At 29.3% G+C, this 18762-nt stretch carries 18 protein-coding genes; 6 read left to right on the forward strand and 12 right to left on the reverse strand.

The window, feature by feature from the left end; translation table 11 throughout:
* Positions 1-40: 40 nt before the first annotated feature.
* The 8 genes from CAMP5121_RS06010 to CAMP5121_RS06045 form a co-directional block, all read right to left on the reverse strand.
* Positions 41-538 (reverse strand): TlpA family protein disulfide reductase, encoded by a 498-nt coding sequence (locus tag CAMP5121_RS06010; protein WP_337215073.1) that lies wholly within the window; start codon positions 536-538, stop codon positions 41-43.
* On the reverse strand, positions 499-990 hold the full coding sequence (locus CAMP5121_RS06015) for a TlpA family protein disulfide reductase (protein ID WP_337215074.1): 492 nt from the start codon (positions 988-990) through the stop codon (positions 499-501). The genes CAMP5121_RS06010 and CAMP5121_RS06015 overlap by 40 nt, the downstream gene beginning before the upstream one ends.
* Positions 980-1636, reverse strand: a complete 657-nt coding sequence (locus CAMP5121_RS06020; RefSeq protein WP_337215075.1) for an ABC transporter ATP-binding protein — start codon at positions 1634-1636, stop codon at positions 980-982. Before CAMP5121_RS06020 ends, CAMP5121_RS06015 begins: the two co-directional genes overlap by 11 nt.
* On the reverse strand, positions 1636-2751 hold the full coding sequence (locus CAMP5121_RS06025) for an ABC transporter permease (RefSeq protein WP_337215076.1): 1116 nt from the start codon (positions 2749-2751) through the stop codon (positions 1636-1638). The genes CAMP5121_RS06020 and CAMP5121_RS06025 overlap by 1 nt, the downstream gene beginning before the upstream one ends.
* Complete coding sequence (locus tag CAMP5121_RS06030) at positions 2741-4033, reverse strand: ABC transporter permease (protein ID WP_337215077.1); 1293 nt, start codon at positions 4031-4033, stop codon at positions 2741-2743. Before CAMP5121_RS06030 ends, CAMP5121_RS06025 begins: the two co-directional genes overlap by 11 nt.
* Complete coding sequence (locus CAMP5121_RS06035; RefSeq protein ID WP_337215078.1) at positions 4023-5444, reverse strand: Fe-S-containing protein; 1422 nt, start codon at positions 5442-5444, stop codon at positions 4023-4025. The genes CAMP5121_RS06030 and CAMP5121_RS06035 overlap by 11 nt, the downstream gene beginning before the upstream one ends.
* Before the next feature lie 75 nt (positions 5445-5519).
* The gene (locus CAMP5121_RS06040; protein ID WP_337215079.1) at positions 5520-6041 is read right to left on the reverse strand and encodes an iron transporter; all 522 of its coding nucleotides are present in this window, start codon (positions 6039-6041) and stop codon (positions 5520-5522) included.
* Positions 6038-8113, reverse strand: coding sequence for an FTR1 family iron permease (locus CAMP5121_RS06045; RefSeq protein ID WP_442863289.1), 2076 nt, complete (start codon positions 8111-8113; stop codon positions 6038-6040). The genes CAMP5121_RS06040 and CAMP5121_RS06045 overlap by 4 nt, the downstream gene beginning before the upstream one ends.
* A 301-nt stretch (positions 8114-8414) precedes the next feature.
* On the opposite strand from CAMP5121_RS06045, the gene CAMP5121_RS06050 reads away from it, so the two are divergent.
* Positions 8415-9749 (forward strand): cation:dicarboxylate symporter family transporter, encoded by a 1335-nt coding sequence (locus CAMP5121_RS06050; protein WP_337215099.1) that lies wholly within the window; start codon positions 8415-8417, stop codon positions 9747-9749.
* Here the strand turns inward: CAMP5121_RS06050 and CAMP5121_RS06055 are convergent.
* Complete coding sequence (locus CAMP5121_RS06055; protein WP_337215080.1) at positions 9746-10603, reverse strand: aminotransferase class IV; 858 nt, start codon at positions 10601-10603, stop codon at positions 9746-9748. The two genes, CAMP5121_RS06050 and CAMP5121_RS06055, sit on opposite strands and share 4 nt — an antisense overlap.
* Positions 10604-10614: 11 nt before the next feature.
* Entirely contained in the window at positions 10615-11592 is a 978-nt protein-coding gene (locus tag CAMP5121_RS06060) for a glycosyl transferase family 90 (RefSeq protein ID WP_337215081.1), read from the reverse strand.
* A 129-nt stretch (positions 11593-11721) separates the two neighbouring features.
* On the opposite strand from CAMP5121_RS06060, the gene CAMP5121_RS06065 reads away from it, so the two are divergent.
* Positions 11722-12213, forward strand: coding sequence for a hypothetical protein (locus CAMP5121_RS06065; protein WP_220517091.1), 492 nt, complete (start codon positions 11722-11724; stop codon positions 12211-12213).
* On the opposite strand, the gene CAMP5121_RS06070 is transcribed toward CAMP5121_RS06065, so the two are convergent.
* Together CAMP5121_RS06070 and rsmH are read right to left on the reverse strand one after the other, a co-directional pair.
* The gene (locus CAMP5121_RS06070) at positions 12210-13130 is read right to left on the reverse strand and encodes a hypothetical protein (RefSeq protein WP_337215082.1); all 921 of its coding nucleotides are present in this window, start codon (positions 13128-13130) and stop codon (positions 12210-12212) included. The genes CAMP5121_RS06065 and CAMP5121_RS06070 overlap by 4 nt on opposite strands.
* Before the next feature lie 3 nt (positions 13131-13133).
* Complete coding sequence (gene rsmH / locus CAMP5121_RS06075) at positions 13134-14051, reverse strand: 16S rRNA (cytosine(1402)-N(4))-methyltransferase RsmH (protein ID WP_337215083.1); 918 nt, start codon at positions 14049-14051, stop codon at positions 13134-13136.
* Between the two features lie 61 nt (positions 14052-14112).
* On the opposite strand from rsmH, the gene CAMP5121_RS06080 reads away from it, so the two are divergent.
* From CAMP5121_RS06080 to ftsZ, 4 genes are all read left to right on the forward strand, one after another.
* A complete protein-coding gene (locus tag CAMP5121_RS06080; protein WP_257397147.1) occupies positions 14113-14691 on the forward strand; it encodes a class II aldolase and adducin N-terminal domain-containing protein in 579 nt (192 codons plus the stop codon).
* A gap of 79 nt (positions 14692-14770) precedes the next feature.
* On the forward strand, positions 14771-16249 hold the full coding sequence (locus CAMP5121_RS06085; RefSeq protein ID WP_337215084.1) for a peptidylprolyl isomerase: 1479 nt from the start codon (positions 14771-14773) through the stop codon (positions 16247-16249).
* On the forward strand, positions 16246-17625 hold the full coding sequence (gene ftsA / locus CAMP5121_RS06090; RefSeq protein ID WP_263663486.1) for a cell division protein FtsA: 1380 nt from the start codon (positions 16246-16248) through the stop codon (positions 17623-17625). Before CAMP5121_RS06085 ends, ftsA begins: the two co-directional genes overlap by 4 nt.
* A gap of 11 nt (positions 17626-17636) precedes the next feature.
* Positions 17637-18743 carry a cell division protein FtsZ gene (gene ftsZ, locus CAMP5121_RS06095; RefSeq protein ID WP_039626779.1) on the forward strand — a complete coding sequence of 369 codons (1107 nt, stop codon included), beginning with the start codon at positions 17637-17639 and terminating at the stop codon, positions 18741-18743.
* Positions 18744-18762 lie beyond the last annotated feature (19 nt).

The raw sequence follows: 18762 nt of genomic DNA on the forward strand, positions 1-18762 counted from the left end.
TACTTTAAACATAACAATATTAATGCTTTCAATAAAAAAATTATTGTAAAAATTTAATCTTATTTTCTAAAATACTTTTTGGGGTAAGTCCGATGAATTTTTCATTTATTTTGCCTTTTTCATCATAAAAAACTATCACAGGCACACCATAAATTCCACCCACAGCTTTAGATAAAAATGAGCTTGCTTTGGCTTCATATAAAAGTGGCAAATCTAGCTTTTTTTCCAAAAGAATTTTTTGAGCTTCTTCTTTTGAATTAGCTCCATTTAGCACCGCTAAAATAGGAAAGTTTCTTTCTTTATAAAGCTCATTTAGCATAGGAATTTGCGCATTACATGCACCACAATCTTGCGTGAAAAAAAATAAAGCGTAAGCTTGATTTGTATTTTGTGTTTTTAAGGTTTTTTCAAAACCATCATATTTAAAAGTATAGTTTTGATTTGAATTTAAGGTTTGAAATTCATTATTTGAGCATGCACTAAAGAAAAAAATGCTTATTAAAGCCAAGAAGCAATAGAAGCTTTTAGTTGCGACCATGGTTTTTCTCCTATAATTTTATCTTGCACAACTCCATCTTTAATGACAAAAGTAGTTGGCACTGCAAAAACGCTAAATCTTTGCCATGAGATATCTAAATCATCTTGCAAAAATGTGATATTTTTATAATCATATTTTGTAGCAAATTCTTCAAAATCCTTACCCTTATCTATAGAATCAAGCGCTAAAATAGTCATTTTTTTAGGGTATTCGTTAGCTAGTTTTTCCAAAAGTGGTAAGTCTTTTAAACAAGATGCACAACCTTGCTCCACAAAAGTTAAAACGATAAGATTATCAAAATCAGCTAGTTTGATTTTCTCACCTTCTAAATTTTTAGCTGCGATTTCTGGTGCTTTTAGGCCTATTTTACCGCCATTTTTATTGTTGTTTTCAAAACAAGCACTTAAAAAAACTAAACATAAACAAGCTAAAATTATACTTTTAATTTTCACTTTTCATCACTCCATGGCTTAAAATGATCGTTCTATCAGCAAAGGTTGCTAAGTCTGGATTGTGAGTGATTAAAACTATGGTTTTACCATCTTGTTTTAATTTACAAAAAAGCTCTAGAATATTTTTTTCATTTGCCTCATCTAAATTTCCAGTTGGCTCATCTGCTAATAAAATTTCAGGTTCATTTACTAAAGCTCTTGCTATGCATAGTCTTTGTTGTTCCCCGCCACTTAGTTGGCTTGGTAAATGCGTAAGTCTGTGTGAAAGCCCTACTTTTTCTAGCGCCATTATAGCGTCTTTTTGCTCTATACTTGAGTGATAAAACTGCGCTAGCATAACATTTTCTAAAGCATTTAAATAAGGTATTAAATGAAATTGTTGAAAAATTAAGCCTATTTTTTCTCTTCTAATCACGCTTTTTTCTTCTTCACTTAAATTTCCAACTTCTTTATCATCTAAAAAATACTCCCCGCTACTTTGAGTATCCATCAAAGAAAGTATATTTAAAAGCGTTGATTTACCTGAACCTGATGGACCCATGATAGCTAGCCATTCACCTTGCTTTACTTCTAGGTTGATATTTTGCAAAGCTTTAACTTCATTAAAATTACGATTTAAATTTGAAATTTTTATAATATTTTTCATCACTCACCCTTTAAATTTTCACAAACATTGATTTTTAAAGCTTTTTTTAGCGGCAAAATACTTGCAAAAAATGCAAATACCAAAGAAACAAGCACCGCAAAAAATACCGAAAGCAACCTAAAATCTATACTTGCATTAAAAATCAAATACCCAAAAATATTTGCCAAAAAATATCCACAAAAAGCACCAAGCAAACTCGCACTTAAACTTAAAATAAATACTTCAGCTCCAAAGAGCTTGATGATTTCTTTATGCTTAGCTCCTAGTGCAAGGTGCAAGGCTATTTCTTTTTTTCTTGAAAAAATCACCGCACTAAGAGTGGTATTTACACTCAAAGAACTAATGAGTAAAATAGTTAAACTAATCAAAGCCATTAAAGCTTTGATCTTTTCTAAAATCACACCTTCGCTAATGGACACTGAAGCTATGACTTTAGCTTCTACATTGCCCTTGCTAAGCTCTTTTGCTTTTTGATCTAAACTTTCATAATCACCTAGCAAAATAGCTTGAGCATAATTTATCACTTCTTTAGCTGCTAACTCTTGAGCTTTTTTTAAAGAGATGATTAAAACCCCATCTTGCTCATCGTTGCTTCTTAAAATAGCTTTGATTTTTACTTTGACTATTTTGGATATATTTGGATTATAAATTTGCAATTCTTGTCCTATTTTAAGTTCAAGTTGTTTAGCTAAATCAGCCCCTACAAAGGCACTATCTTCACTAAAATCACTCAAAGAAAAGCTTCCTTTTAAAACCTCCATAAAAGGCTTGGTAAGCTTTAAATTTGCAAAATCAACCCCAACAACTACCGCACTTGAGCTTTCAAGATTATAAAAACCATATAAAAATGGGGTTAAATCTTTTGCTTTCAAGCTTTCTTTGGCTTGATTAAATTCATCCATACTTAAAAACTCATCATCTTTTGGTGTGATGATAAAATTAGCCCCATAAGCTTTTAATTCTTTGGACAATTTTGTGTCAATATCAAAATAAATATTAAAAAATGAAGCACTAACCATAGCACCCATAAACACAGCTATAAAAATAATACAAACTCTTTTATAAGAAAAAATAAGAGATTTAAAAACCTCTTGCATAAAAAAATTATTTCCCATATAAAACCTCTGAAGTAGAAAGTTTAGAAATTCCTTTGATAGAAAACAAACATCCTAAAAACACTATAAGCACTGCAAAAAATAAACAAATTGGTAAAATAATCCAAGATATAGCAATAGCATGATCAAATATACTAAGAGCAATAACTTCTGAAACTCCCACGCCAAAAGCAAAACCAAAAACTGCTCCAACTAAAGCTACTACAACCCCTTCTAACGCAAAAATCATATAAATTTGCAAAGTGCTAGCGCCTAAAGCTTTTAAAAGCCCTATTTCACTTTTTCTTCTAAAAATATCTGCACTCATTAAAGATGATATAGCTATGGAAGCTACAATTAAACATATAATACTAACCACTGCCATTAAAGATTGAATTTTAGATACTATCAAACTTTCTGCATCTGAAATCGCACTCACTACTTTTGTGCTAGCGCCTTTAAAATCTTCTGCAATTTGATAAGCAATAGAACTTACATAAGCAGTACAATACCACTGATCATACTCAAGCTGATCAAGACTATCTACATCGCGTCTTGCTTTTTGTGCTAAATCATTTTCAGGTATAGTCAAAGCCGAAACTTCTGCTTTAGCAAATAAACCTTCTTTTTTAGAAAGTTTTTGTGCTAAAAGTAAAGAAGTAATGATTTTATTTGAAAAGGCTTGAGTTAAGTCTATAATACCAACAACTTTTGTTTTAAAAATTTGATCATTTTGCACAAGGATGATTTCATCATCTATTTTTAAATCATATTTTTGTGCTAAGTCTTTTCCTAGCATTATTTCATCTAAACTATCATCTTTTGGATAATTTCCTTTAATTTGACTATATTTGTACAATTCTTTAATACCTGCATAAAAATCATCATCATCTTGAACCTTTATAGCCTTATCAAAATAAGTTCCCACTAAAGAGATATTTTCATGATTTGCATTTGGAGTTTGAATTTTTACTTGGGTATCTAAAAATGGTGCAAAGGCATTGATATTATTTCTCCAAAAAATTTCTTTTATAGTATGAAGCTTGTTTTCTTCTAAAAAATTTTGATTTTTCAAAGGCTCATAGATTTTATTACCCACTTCTACACTTAAACTTGCACCTTTAGGTAAAACTAAAATGTTTGACCCATAACTTCTTAATTCTTTTGTGATTTCATTACCTATACCCAAAGTAAGATTTAACATAGTAGCCATAAGCAAAGTAGCTAAAAAAATCGTTAACAAAGCTAGGGATTTTTGAATTTTATTTTGAAAAATGGAATTTTTTACAATCTTAACTTGCATAGTCATTTCCTAATAAATTATGAATTCTATATTTTGAAGTCTTATTCATATCGATGTATTTTAAAGGATCGTTTTTAAACTCTTCATAGTTTTTTTCATTCGCAAAAAAATATGTTCTACCTTTATAAACGTAAGATCTTGGCGCTTTTAAATTAATAAGCTCAGTATTATCAATAGGATCATAAACTTTCTTTTCTACTACTTGAGTGAAAAAATTCACCCCATCTAAAATTTCTGAAAAAGGTATAATAACCTTACCATTTTCAAATTTATACTTCATAGGGATAGGATTACACCCACCTGCTTTACCTACACTTGGTAAGAAAATTCTAACGTTACATGAGATACAAATTAATTCTCCACCTTTTTTAACATACCCCATATCCCCACATATACTACAAGCATCAAAAACAGCTACTGGCGAGTCTTTATCTTCTCTTTTGTTAATTAAAAAAAATCTTACCACTTTACCCTCATCGCTAATATAAGCAAAGCGATGTAAGTTATTATCTCTTAAAATCGCTACATCAAAGACAAATTCATCATTTTCATTTGGCTCTACATAAGTTGGCTCGTCTATGGTTACCGGTCTTGAAGCATGCAAGTCATAAAAGAGAAAAATACAAAGACTTAAAACCATAGCACTAAAAATACTTGCACTAAAATTAGTTATAGTTGAATTTTTTGCTTGATTTTTTCTAAATTCTATATCAAAATCTTTTTTCTTGCTGTTTTCACTTACTCTTTGCTTTAGAGCTAAAACTATACAAATTCCTAGCAATAAAAACCATACATAAGTATAAAATTTAGCATAATATACACTTTTTGCCACATAGCTTAAATATAAACTTTCTGTTTCTACCACGCCTTCTCTCATAAGGTGCAATAAAATTTGCGCTAAAGCTTCATTTAGATAAAAAATCACGATAATAAATAAAAATAAATTTAAAAACTTAAATTTAAATTTCCTTAACCATCTTGTAAAAAGATAAACCCCAAAACACATAATAAAAGCAAGTAAAATAAGCCCAAAAGAGCTAATCGCTAAAGAATCTAAAAAATTAGTGCTTAATATAGGAAAATCAATAGAAATATGTAAGTATTTTATACCAAAAGCAAAAGATAATAAAAAAAGCAATATTGCTTGAATTTTTTCTTTTAAAAAATTATTTTTCACAAAAGAAAAAATGATAACACCCAAAAACAATAAAACAAATAAAATATCATTAGAAAAATATAACAAATCATAACTTAGTGTTTTAGCGCTAATAAAAAAAGCAAAATAAGAAAAAACAAAACCTACAAAAGCAAGTTTAAACACTAAAGAATTTTTTAGATTATAAAAAAATAAAGCACTCAAAAGCGCATAAGAAAAAAATACTCCAAAAAAATGTACAAAATAAATCGACATAGGCTCTTCTTTGATAGAATTTATTTATAAAATCAATAATTTCATAAATAAACCCTAGCAAAAGCTAGGGAAAAATCACTTAGGCTTTCCTGTGTATTTGAAGTTATATTTAACTGAAAATGGCTCAAACCACTTACCAACACCTGTTTCTTTATCAACATGGCGTCCAAAACCTTGTTTTTCTGGACTTTCTATTAAAAATACTAACTCGTAATTTCCAATACCTGTATCCATTTTTAAATTCGCACCATAGTGAGGGCCATCATCTGCTACCATAGGCATAAGAGTTCCTGTTTTTACTTTACCATTGTCAAGATTAGTTAGCTTATAAGCTATAGTTAAATAAGGGATCCAAAAGCCTTCTGGAAAGCCGTTTTTATTGCCCTTTAATGCATGGATATCTGCTTCAAGGTGAATATCTGCTAAACTTGCTGCAAGATCAATCCCTCTTGGCTCCATTTCGATTGGCTGTAAATAAACCGCTGCTATTTCCATACCATTTAACTCATAAGGATCGCCAATTGGCATCTCTGCTGCAAAAACTGAACTAGCTAAAATACTAGCTGCTGCGCCTAAACTTAATAAAGTTTTTTTCATATTTTTTCCCTTTTATTTGAAATTTGCTTTGTTATAAAAATACCCATAATGAGTAAGATTAAAACCATAAACTGAGGTATGATGCTCTCATAATAAGGATAAATTCCAAGCCATAAAATTCCTTCAAAATCAAAAGGAAGTAAGTTTGGGGTGATAACCTTAGCTTCTATGAGCTCACCAATGCCTTTGCCTGTAAAGACAAAGACCATATAAAAAATAATGTATGAAGTTATATAGAAAAATTGTTTTACTGGTATTTTTAAAGCACCAGCTTTTAATAAATAATAAAGTATGACAAGTATAATTAATCCACTAGCTAATCCTATAAATATAAAACTATAATCTGTACTTGTTTTTGCATCAAACAATAAAGCCTGATAAAAAAGAATAGTTTCAGCACCTTCTCTATATACAGCTAAAAACACACTAAACCATAAGGTTTTTGCTGAATTATTTGACATAGCTTCAACTGCTTGAGTTTTTATGTGATTTGCCCATTTTTTATTTTGTGCATTTGATAAAAGCCAAAAACCCACATAAAATAATAATGCAACAGCCGCAAGCATAGTAATACCTTCTAGCAACTCTCTGCTTTGCCCTGCTTGTTCTTTAAAAATCCATGAAATAAAAAATGCTGTTACAAAACTTAAAAATATCCCACTCCAAAGTGCTGAATATACTATATTTAAACGCTTTTTATTGCCACTTTGAACTAGGTATGAAACTATAGCTACAATGATAATTAAAGCTTCCAAACCCTCTCTTAAGATAATACCCAAAGCCCATATAAATAAAGACATAGGTGAGGATTCTTGAATTTTATCCAAAGAGCTTTCTACTAAGGCACTAAGCTCATCAAAATTTTGCTTTAATTCTTCTTTAGAGGCACTTGCTTTAATAAGTGCAACGCCTTTTGAAAAATAACTTTCTATTTTTAATTTTAAAGCACTATCAATAACACCAATTTTACTTTCCATACCACTTGCTTCAAAAATATCCAAATACACATTTTGTAAAGCATCTATACTATTTAAACTAAATCCCTCATAATTTTGCAAAATATCATTAAGAGCAATTTTCATATCATCATATACTTTAGTATAGTTTTTAGTACTCATAGCACTTTCATCAAAGCCTTTAACTTGAAGCAAAGCTAATTCTTCTTTAGGCAAAGATAAAAACGCTTCATATAATAAATCTGATATGTTTGAAATTTCATCTCTAATAGTTTTTTCATCTAAAGTATTAGCATTGATTTTTCTTATAATAGTTCTAAGTTTAGTTTGAATTTTTTTATCCACTCCTGCCTTAGTATATCTTGCCACTAAAACTTCTACTTTTGAATTTCTATAGTCTTCAAACAATGCTGATTGAATCAAATCTTTAGCTTTTTGATAGTCTTTATTTACAAAAGCTAATGCGGCTTGATCAAGCTTTGAAATCATAGAATCCATTAAAAATTGCAACCTTGCATCCAAAGCCGAAGCTTCTTGCAAAGCTAGCAATGCTTCATCTTTTTGAGTGCTTTGTTCTTGAGCAATCAAACTTTGAGTTGAGTTTTGTGAAGTTTGTTCTTTAACATTCTCTCCAAGTAAAGCAGCAAACATCGCTTCAGCTTGTGCTTGGCGTTCTTTTTCTGCTTTTAAAGATGAGTTTTCAGCTGCTTTTTTATCATAATTTACATCACTAGCTTCAGCTTTAAGCTGGAAGCCTTTTTCTAAAATAGGAACTATTTCATCTAAATCAAAATACAAACTACTAATCAAAGCTTCTATTTTAGAAAAATCTTCTTTATCTTTATATAACTTTCTTAAATTAACAAATTTACGCTCCATAACAATGGCTTTTCTACCAACATTACGTCCAATAGAACCTTCCATGGTTTCAAAATGCTGAAAGTATGCATCTTCAGCTTTTTTCTTTGCTTCTAAATTTTTATTTTCTTTGTATAAAATCATACTTTCATTTAAAATTTGTTTGATTGCTTGGGCTTCTTTTTGATAATCAATCTCTCTAGCATAAACAATAGTACAAAATAAAAAAATTATCAATAAGCTTATTTTTTTAAACACTATTTTACTCCGAAATGATATTCATTTTTAAAATCATAGTCGCAAGTATAGTACTAGCTTTCTTAAATTTAGATAAACATTATCATTATTTATTTCATAATAAATCAGATAAAAATACTACAAAATGCTACTTTTATATACAAAATAAGCTAAAAAATTATTATTTTTAAGAATATTGTTTATTTTTTATTTATTTTAATCATAAAAATAAGTTTTTCTTTGCTAATATGTGTTGTTTTTAAAATTACAAGGAGTTTTTGTGTTAGTAATCACTCATGAAAAACCAAGCAAGCTCAAAAAAATGTTAAAAAATTTAGGTTTTTGGGTGATTATAGGAATTATAGCTGGCATTAGCCTTGGTTTATTAGATAAAGAACTTGCACTAGCTAGTAAAATCGGAGTGGATTATTTTATACAAGCTTTAAAATTTTTAATAGGGCCTATTATATTTTTAACTATTGTTTTAGGAGTTGTTAGCCTTGAAAATCTAAAGCAAGTTGGAAGTATAGGTGCTAAAGCTTTATTATACTTTGAAGTAGTGAGTACTTTTGCTTTAGCTATTGGTATTTTTATGGCAAATATTATGGGGCCTGGGAAAGGAATGAATCTTGATCCAAATACCTTAGATAAAGATAGTGTAGCTCAATTTGTCAATAACAATATAGAAATAAGTGCACAAAATGAAATTTTACATATTTTAAAAGACGCTATACCTACTGATATCATCGCTGCTTTTAGCGAGGGAAAAACCTTGCAAATCTTAGTTATAGCCCTAGCTTGTGCTTTTATTGTTTCACTTATGAGAATTGATGAGAGAAAAGCTATACAAAAAACCTTAGAAATAATGCAAAGTTTTGTTTTTAAAATCCTAGAAATCATTATGTATTTTTCTCCTATTGCTGCTTTTTCTGCGATGGCATTTTTAGTAGCAAAATATGGACTTGACTCTTTGTTAAATTTAGGATATTTACTTGTTGTTATGTTGCTTGCTTCTTTGCTTTTTATCTTTGGAGTTTTAGGACTTATTTGTTTTATTGCCAAAGTAAATATTTTTAAATTTATGCGTTTTATTTCAAGAGAAGTTTTGATAGTTTTTGCTACAAGCTCTAGCGAATCAGCACTAGCTCCACTTATGAGAAAGCTTGAAAAAGCAGGAATTTCAAAGGCCACCGTGGGTTTGGTATTGCCAACTGGATATAGTTTTAATCTTGATTGTACTAATATTTATTTGGCTATGAGTTTGATTTTCCTTGCACAAGCTTTTAATGTGGAGCTTTCTTTAACGCATGAAATTAGCATTTTAATCGTACTGATGATAGCATCAAAAGGTGCTGTTGGTGTAACTGGTTCAGGTTTTATCATACTAGGAAGCACACTTGCAGCTTTATCTAATATGCATATTGCAGAAGCTAACAATGGCTTAGGAGCAAGTTTAGGCGAGGTTTTACCCGTAGCTGCTATTTCTATACTTTTGGGTGTGGATAAGTTTATGTCTGAAATTCGTGCGGTAGGAAATTTATGCGGTAATAGCGTAGCAGCTTTAATCGTAGCTATTTGGGATAAACAAATAGACTGGGAAAAGTTTCGCTACGCTCTTGATAATCCTAAAGAATTTACTAATGCGGGTTTTGATTAAAAAACCTCTTTTTGTATTTTTTCTACATATTTTTCTCTTAGTTTTTGGGTATAAAAGCCTACTTTACCATCATTAATCACCTTGCTATCTGCTTTTATAACACCTAAAATCAAAAAAGTAGCCGCAGAAATAAACACCTCATCAGCCTCATATACTTCTTTCATACTAAAAGCTCTTTGATCTACTTTAAGATCAAGTTCTTTGGCAAATTTCAAGATATTTTTACGGCGAATTCCTGGTAAGATTTCATTAGAAAATGGCTTAGTAATTAAAGTTTTATCTTTTATAATAAAAGCTGAACTACTAGAAGCTTCCGTTACTAAAGCATTTTCTACCATAAAAGCTTCAAAAACCTTAGTTTTTATAGCTTCTTCTTTTGCAAGACATTGAGCTAATAAAGAAATTGATTTTATATCCCTTCTTTTCCACCTTAAATCAGATGTTGAAATAACACTTACCCCATTTTTAGCATGCTCATGCTCAATCACCTTACATTCAAAAGCAAAAGCCATAATAGTAGGTTTTAATCCCTTTAAAAGAGCAAAATTTCTACTAGCAACCCCTCTAGTAACTTGCATATAAAGCCCACCTTCTTTGAGAGAGTTTTTAATGATTAATTGCTCTAAAATATTTTCAAATTCTTCTTTTGTATAAGGAATTTGTAGTTCAATTTGAGCCAAACTACGCTCAAAACGCTCCCAAAATTCTTCTTTGTCAGCTATTTTTGCATTTACCACAGGAACTACTTCATAAATTCCATCTCCAAAGATAAAACCTCTATCAAAAACACTCACTTTAGCTTCACTAGCTTTTACAAACTCATCATTTAAAAACACCACTTCCATTTCTTGCATAAGTCCTCCTTTTAATCAAATAAATCAACAATATCTTTTGGCAAATCAAGCTGATTAGAATAATAAAAATACTTAGCTAAAACTAAAATTCCTATATAAAATTCTATCTTTTCATCTAAAAATTGCTCTATGCAAGCATGAGCATTTTGAATGATTTCTTTTGCTCTATGCGGATTAGTTAAATAATAATCAAGCAAAGCTTCTACATTTTCATAATCATCATCAATCAAAGCAAAGTGCTCATTTGGAACTAGCTTTCCTTCCATAAACCAAGTTTCATAGCGCATTTTTGGAGCTAAAACTAAAGAATTTGTTCTCATCGCCCACTTTAAGTTGCTTGCTACGTCATTGCCTTCTAAAGAAAGTAAAAATTTAAACTGCGTTTGATAAGCTCTACTGATTTTAAAATTTAAATTTTTAATCCATTTTTCAGCTTGAATTTTTCTACCACCAACATGAGCAATATCGCAACGAGGATTATCAAAATACTTTTCAAAAAATTTAATACGATGAGGCTGATAAATCGCACCTCTAAAAAAAAGCAAGTCTTTTTTATCTTCAAATTGATTTTTATCCTGTATAAAATCAAAATGTCTGTTTTTATCTAATTTTAAAATGATGTTATTAAAACCATTTTCAACCGGTCTTGATTTAGCTATACTTGGATATTTAAGATTATAACTAATATCCCCAAAACCTTTAACCCATAAAAAATCATCATCAAAATACTTACTGATTGCATAAGCATCATAAGCATAAGAAGTTTTTTTAAAAGGAAATTTTCCTATTTTTTCATAATTTTCAAATTTTTTTATATCAAAAAAATCATTTTGCAGATTATAATAATTCAAGCGAGTAATAATGTTATCTATATTTTTTAATTTTAAAATTTCTTTTAAAATATTTTGCAATTGATTTTGATAAATTTTTCTAGGTATAAAACTCTTAGCTATGCCTTTTACATTCATCATAAATCTAGAATCTGCCATTTTTCTTCCATTTTGATATTAAAATAATATAAATTTTAACACAAGAATTCATTTGCAAGACTTAAAATTTAGTTTAATTAAAAACAAAAATGTTAAAATCACAAAAATCACATACTAATTGGGTAAAAAATGAAAATACAAGAATTTATTTTAAACTTTATTTTTAAAGTTTCAAACCAACCTGTTAATTTAAAAGATTTATTAGAAGCGAACGCCTTACTTAATGAAGGCATGATGGTAGATCCTGCAAAATTAAATTTTAAATTTAAGGTGTTTAATTCTTATCTTATTTATGCATTTTTTTGCATAGCTATTTTAGTTCCTATGCTTATCATTAGTCATTATTTTTTAACAATTATTGATTTTCATATTAGTATTTTAAGCGCTGTTTTTGTAACCGCTTGTGTTTTTATTGGCTATGATATTTTTAAAATTTACACTAGAAAAGTAATAAGTAAAAGATTATTAAAAAAAGCTTGGGCTTTGCATTTTCCATATTTTGCTTATGAAAAATATTCAAAAATAGCAGAAAATATTTATAACCAAGCCATTAAAGAAGAAATCCCAAAAAACCAACTCGAGCAATATGTTTTAGAAAAAATCATTCAAACACAAGATTAATCTAAAAAGTCTAAAACTTGATTTTGAAAATATAGCGCCTCAAGCTGTCTTTGAAGCTCTTTGTTTTCCTCATCTAAAACAAGTTCTTGCGATCTTAAATCCGCTATATCTCTACTTACATAATAAATTTGATTTCTAATATAAATTTGCGGGAAAAATATCAATAAAGCAAATGCTATCATCAAACCTGCATATATTAAATTTTTAGGACTTAAATTTTTATTCTCCTCACTTACTATACTATCTAAAAGTTCATATTTATCTTCTTGATTATACTCTTGGTTTTCTTCAAGTCTTACTTTTTCTTCTAAAATTTTTTGTTCTTGCTTGGCTAGTTTTTCTTTTTCTTTTAATTCCTCTTGAGCTTTTCTTAGTTTTTCTTGTTCGATTTTTTTTTGCTCTTTTAATTCTTGTTTGAGTTTAGCTTTTTCTTTTCTTTTTTCTTTTAAATCTTGAAATTTTGAAGTGACAAAAACATTGCTTTGAGTAAGAATTTTAGATATTTGAATAGGATCTTTATTTTCTTGTTTTTTTTCTATTTTTCTTACTTCTTGAGTTGATTTGTTACTTTTAAACGTTTTAGAATTTGCAATATTTTTTTTATCGAATTTTTCTTTTTGCTTTTTGAAAAAATTAAGTTGTAATTTAAAAGGCTTTTTTTCTTCTAATTTAACATTAATCAAATCTTCTTTTAAATAAATAGCAGATTGCTTCCTAGGTTTTTCTTCATACTCTTCATAAAAATCTGTAAATTTAGGTCTTTTTTTACGTTGTATTCTATTTTTTAGTATACGATCACTTTCATTAAAATTTTGCTCATATTCTTCATAAGACCTACCTTCTTTAATAGCCCTGGAATATTTCAACATTTTTTCACGTATATTTTGCTTTTCTTTTAAAAAATCATCTTCAACCATTATTTACCTAAAATAAAAAATTCTCATTTTTGCACAACTTGATCTGCTATTATAGCTTATTTCTTCTTTGGAGGCACTTATAGCTTTTTTACTTAAAATTTTACCAAGACTATGTCCTTTACCACATTCGCATTTTATGGCTCTTTCATCGCAAATGCAGTCTTTTTCCCATCTTTTAAAAGTATTTTTTATTATCCTATCTTCCAAAGAATGAAAACTAATAATGGCTAATTTACAATCTTTTAATTTTGCTTTTTCTATGTTTTCAAGCAAGGATTTTAATTCGCCAAGCTCATTATTTACTTCTATGCGTAAAGCTTGAAATACAAGTAAAGCTAAAGACACATTGCGTCCTTTTAGCTTAGCATTTCCTATGATTTGACTTAATTCTTTTGCGCTTGTAATCTTTTTTTGACTTCTTGCATTGATGATTTTTTGAGCAAGCATTGAAGCAACCGGAGTTAAATCTCCATAGTCTTTAAAAATTTGCTCCAAAGCTTCCTTGCTGTAAGAATTTACCACTTCTTTAGCGCTTAAAGGGTTATTTTGATCCATTCTCATATCTAAAAAATCAGAATTTAGCGAAAAACCCCTATCATTTTTATCAAGTTGCAAAGAAGATACACCGATATCAGCTAAAATTCCTCTTAAGTTTTGCGTTGAAATTTGAGTTAAAATATCTTTAAAACCTATATGATTAAAACTTATCCTATCTTGAAATTTTTTTAAAAATTCTTTAGAAAAATTTAAAGCTTCTAAATCTTTATCACAAGCAATTAATCTTAGTTTCTCATGAGCTTGCAATAACGCCTTAGAATGCCCTCCATAACCCAAAGTGCAATCTAAAAAATCTCCACTATCAAAATCATCAAAAGCATCTAAAACTTCTTGCAGTAAAACAGGAATATGTGGACTTTGCAAAATAAACCTTTAAAATATTTTTTAGTATAATATCTTAGTTAAGTTTAAAACAAGGTTTTTAATGAATAAAGAAAATATCATTTCTCAAATCAAAATACTTTCTACTTCAATGTTTAAAAAAAATTTTTTTGGAATTTGCCACGGATCAGTTTCAGCAAAACTATCTCAAAGTTCTTTTATTATAAATAAAAATGACACTTTTTTAAATCAACTAGATGAAAAAAGTTTAAGTATTTTAAAATTTGCAAAAGATTATAGCTGGGATGAGGCAAGCAGCGATAGTGAAATCCATAAAAGTATATATGAGAATATACCTGAAGCTAAATTTATATGTTTTGCCTGCCCAACCTATACCTTATCTATGAGTTTAAATCATGATTTTATAACACCTCAAGATTATTTTGGTGAAATTTTTCTAGAAGAAATTCGAGTTTATAATCCTAAAAATTATGAAGATTGGGAGGATAGATCACAAACTGAAATTTATCGTTATATGTTAGAACAAAAACAAAATTTTGTTGTTGTAAAGGGCTATGGTATATTTGCCTATGGTAGAACAAGTTATGAATTAGGTAAAATTATAGATTTAATTGAAAATTCTTGCAAAATTATCCATTTAGCGGAAACAAATTTATCATAATAATTTAAAATTAATCTTTTATTAATCACAAATTATTTATAATTTATAGTTTAATTTATTTAATCAGATTGGGGTAAAAATGCTCACTTGGATGCAGCATCATAAAAAATACTTAGTTGTAACTATTTGGATTAGCGTTATTGCTTTTGTTGGAGCAGGTTTTGTTGGTTGGGGGAGTTATGATTTTAACACTGACAGGTCAAATTCTGTTGCAAAAGTAGGCGATGAAAAAATAAGTTATGATGAGTTTAATCTTAAATATTCTCAATTATTTGGCTATTATTCTCAGCTAAACAATGGCAATTACACACAAGAACAAGCACAAAAAGATGGTTTAGACACCCAAGCTATTAATGAACTTATACAAGAAAAACTACTACTTTCTTATGCTAAAACCTTGGGTTTAAATGTAAGCGAGGAAGAAATCGCTTATGATTTAGCACATCAAAAAATCTTTCATAATACTTCGGGTGTTTTTGACAAAAATTTATACTATAATCTGCTTGCAAGAAACAACTATACACCAAAAACTTATGAAAAAATCATTCACGATGAGTTATTACTTAAAAAAATCAATGCTATTTTAAATTTACAAATCAAACCAAATGAACTTGATATGTTTGGTGCAAGTTTTTTAATGCAAGATAGTTTAAAAGTTCAAGCCATAAAACTTGATAATAAAAACATAACAATGGATGAAAAAAAGTTAAAACAAACTTGGGAGAAAAATAAAGAGCTTTATAAGACGCAAAAAAGTTACGAGCTTGCAACTTATTTTTTAAACCCTGATATAATCAAAATTGATGACAAAGAAATCCAAGCTTACTATGAAGAAAATAAAAATGATTATAAAGATTTTGCAGGAAAAATTCTAAGTCTAGAACAAAGCAAAGATAAAGTTATAAAAGATTTAAAACTTTCTAAACTTAAACTTAAAGCCAATGAAAGCTATGTGGCTTTGAGAAAGAACGAGCTTAGTTTTGATAAAAATATCACAATCAGCGATGCTGATATTTATTATCCTTTAGAAAATATACAAAAAGCTAAAGAAAATGATTTTATTAAGCCTTTTAAATTTGAAAACGGCTATATGATTGCAAAAATTATAAAAATAAATCCTATACAAACTATGACTTTTGAGCAAGCTAAAAACGAAGTAAGTAAACTTTACATTAAAGAAAAAACTAAAGCCTTATTAGAAGAAAAAGCAAAACTCGCCCTAGATAATTTCCAAGGTATAGACATAGGTACTTATAGCCGTGACTCAAGCAAAAATGCAAAAGTGGGTAATATAATGAATGATGCTGAATTTAGCGAGTTTTTAATGCATGTATTTGACTCAAACAAAGCTAAATCTTATGTATTATTTGATGATAAAGCAATAGTTTATGAGATCACAAAACAAACTTTAGAAAATAAAAACAAAGAAGAAATTTACAAATTTATCATAGAGCAAAGTGCTAAACAAACTAAACAAGCTTTACTTAAGGAAGAATTATTAAAAAAACTTATAGAATTATATCCAATTCAACGCTATTATAAAGGAAATACAAATTGAATATTTTAGGAATTGATTTAGGCTCAATACAAACTTGCGCCATATTAGCACAAAAAAGCGAAGAAGGACTAAAAGTCATTGGTTTTGGAAAATCAAAATCAAATGGTATAAAAAAAGGAGCAATTACTAATATAGAACTTGCTTCAAAATCCATAGAAGAAGCAGTAGCTGATGCACAAATGATGTCAGGCGTGCATTATGATAAAGTAATTGTATCTATTTCAGGTGCTTATGCAAAAAGTGTAGATAGTATAGGTGTAGTTAATATACCAAATCATGAAATAGGTATTAAAGAAATTCACAGAGCAGTAAGCACAGCAAAGCATACTGCAAATATACCTAGTGGATATGAAATCATTCATGTATTACCTTATAATTTTAAAGTAAATGATCTTGAACATGTAGAAGATCCTTTGGGAATGAGTGGAAATCGCCTTGAAGTTTCTACGCATATTGTAATCTCACAAGAAGTGCATATTAAAAATCTAAAAAAAGCTGTGGAGCTTGCTGATCTTAGAGTAGATAACATCGTTCTTTCAGGATATGCTTCTTCTATTGCTTGCTTTGATGATAGTGAAAAAGAATTAGGCGCTATTTTAATCGATATGGGTGGAGCAGTTTGCGATATGGTCATTCATGCGGGTAATTCTATACGATATAATGAATGCTTACAAATTGGCTCAGTAAATATCACCAATGATTTATCCATAGCTTTACATACCCCGCCAAAAGAAGCAGAAAAACTAAAATTAAATTATGCATCTTTAGCGCAAAATGAAAACTCAATTATACAAATTCCATACATGGGTGATGAAAAAAGAAAAAATGAAGTTTCAGTAGAAGTCATATCCAATGTAATTTATGCAAGAATTGAAGAAACTATTATTATTTTAGCTAAAATGCTAAGCGATAATGCTTGTGCAAATCAAGCAGGAGCAGGTATAGTATTAACAGGTGGAATGACAAAATTTGCAGGACTTGACAAGCTTGCTTCAGCTTATTTTGATAATAAAGCTGTTAGAATAGCGACTGCAAAAAAAGATACTATGGATGGTTTTAAAGAAATTTTTGAAGATGCAGAAAATAGCTGTGCTATAGGTCTTTGTTTATATGGTGGTGGGCATTTTACTCCTTATGAATTAGATTCTAATGAGAAACTAAGATACAAAGGAGAGCCTGAATTTATCAATAAACAAATCAAACAAAATCTTACCATAGATGAAAACGAAGAAGAAAATAAAGATTTTGAAGAAATTTTTCAAGATCAAAAAGAATTTGAAGATGAAAAAACAGAATTAGCAAAAATAGAAACAAAGAAAGATAAAAAAACGAATTTAATGCATAAATTTTGGAATAAATTAATAAACCAGTTCTAATAGGAGACACAATGAGCGAATATCTAGTGGAAGAAATGCAACACGCAAAAGGTGCAAAAATAAAAGTCATAGGCTGCGGTGGCGGTGGCGGTAACATGATAGATCATATGGTAAATATGGGTTTACATGATCTTGATCTTATTTCAGCTAATACTGATGCACAAGCTATAGCTAAATCTTTAGCAAAAACTAGAATTCAACTAGGTGAGAAAAAAACCAAAGGTTTGGGTGCTGGAATGCAACCAGAAATTGGAGCAGAAAGCGCAAGAGAAAGTTTTGAAGAAGTAAAAGCTGCTTTAAGTCAAAGCGACATAGTATTTATTTCAGCAGGACTTGGTGGTGGAACTGGTACAGGTGCAGCTCCTGTTGTAGCACAAGCTGCTAAAGAAGTAGGTGCGCTAACTGTTTCAGTTGTAACTATGCCTTTTGCATTTGAAGGAAAACAAAGAAAAAAATTAGCAGAAGCTGGTTTAGCTGAATTAAAAAAAGAAAGTGATTCTATCATTGTAATCCAAAACGAAAAACTTCTTAGTATACTCCCAAAAAAAGCAGGTATAAAAGAAGCATTTAAACTAGTTGATGATATTTTAGCTAGAGCTGTTAGGGGTATGGTGTCTATCCTTTTAGAAGATGGCGATATTAATGTTGACTTTGCTGATGTTAGAACTGTTATGAGCCACAGAGGTTTAGCACTAATGGGCGTGGGTCATGGAGAAGGTGAAAATGCTATCATGGATGCATTATCAAGTGCTATAGAATCTCCATTATTAGACGGCATGACTATGAAAGGCGTTAAAGGCGTAATCATCCATTATAAAATTGGTCCTGAATGCTCATTGATAGAAATTTCACAAGCTACTCAAAGCATTAGCGATATAGCAGATGAAAACGCAAAAGTAATCTTTGGTGCAACGACTGATGAGAGTATGGGTGATCGCGTTGAAGTTACTATCATTGCTACAGGTTTTGAAGATAAAGCTGAAATAGAAAGTGCTAAAGAACAAGAAGAAAGTAAAAAAAATAGCTATATGAATTTACGTAAAGCTAGCGGTGGATTTGATGAAGAAGTGATTTCTCAGCTTGATGTTCCTGCTTTCTTGCGTCGCCAAATGGATTAATTTTTTAGTAAAAATCCTT

It is taken from the genome of Campylobacter sp. 2352 PW, from assembly GCF_024723575.1.
Classification (GTDB): domain Bacteria; phylum Campylobacterota; class Campylobacteria; order Campylobacterales; family Campylobacteraceae; genus Campylobacter_D.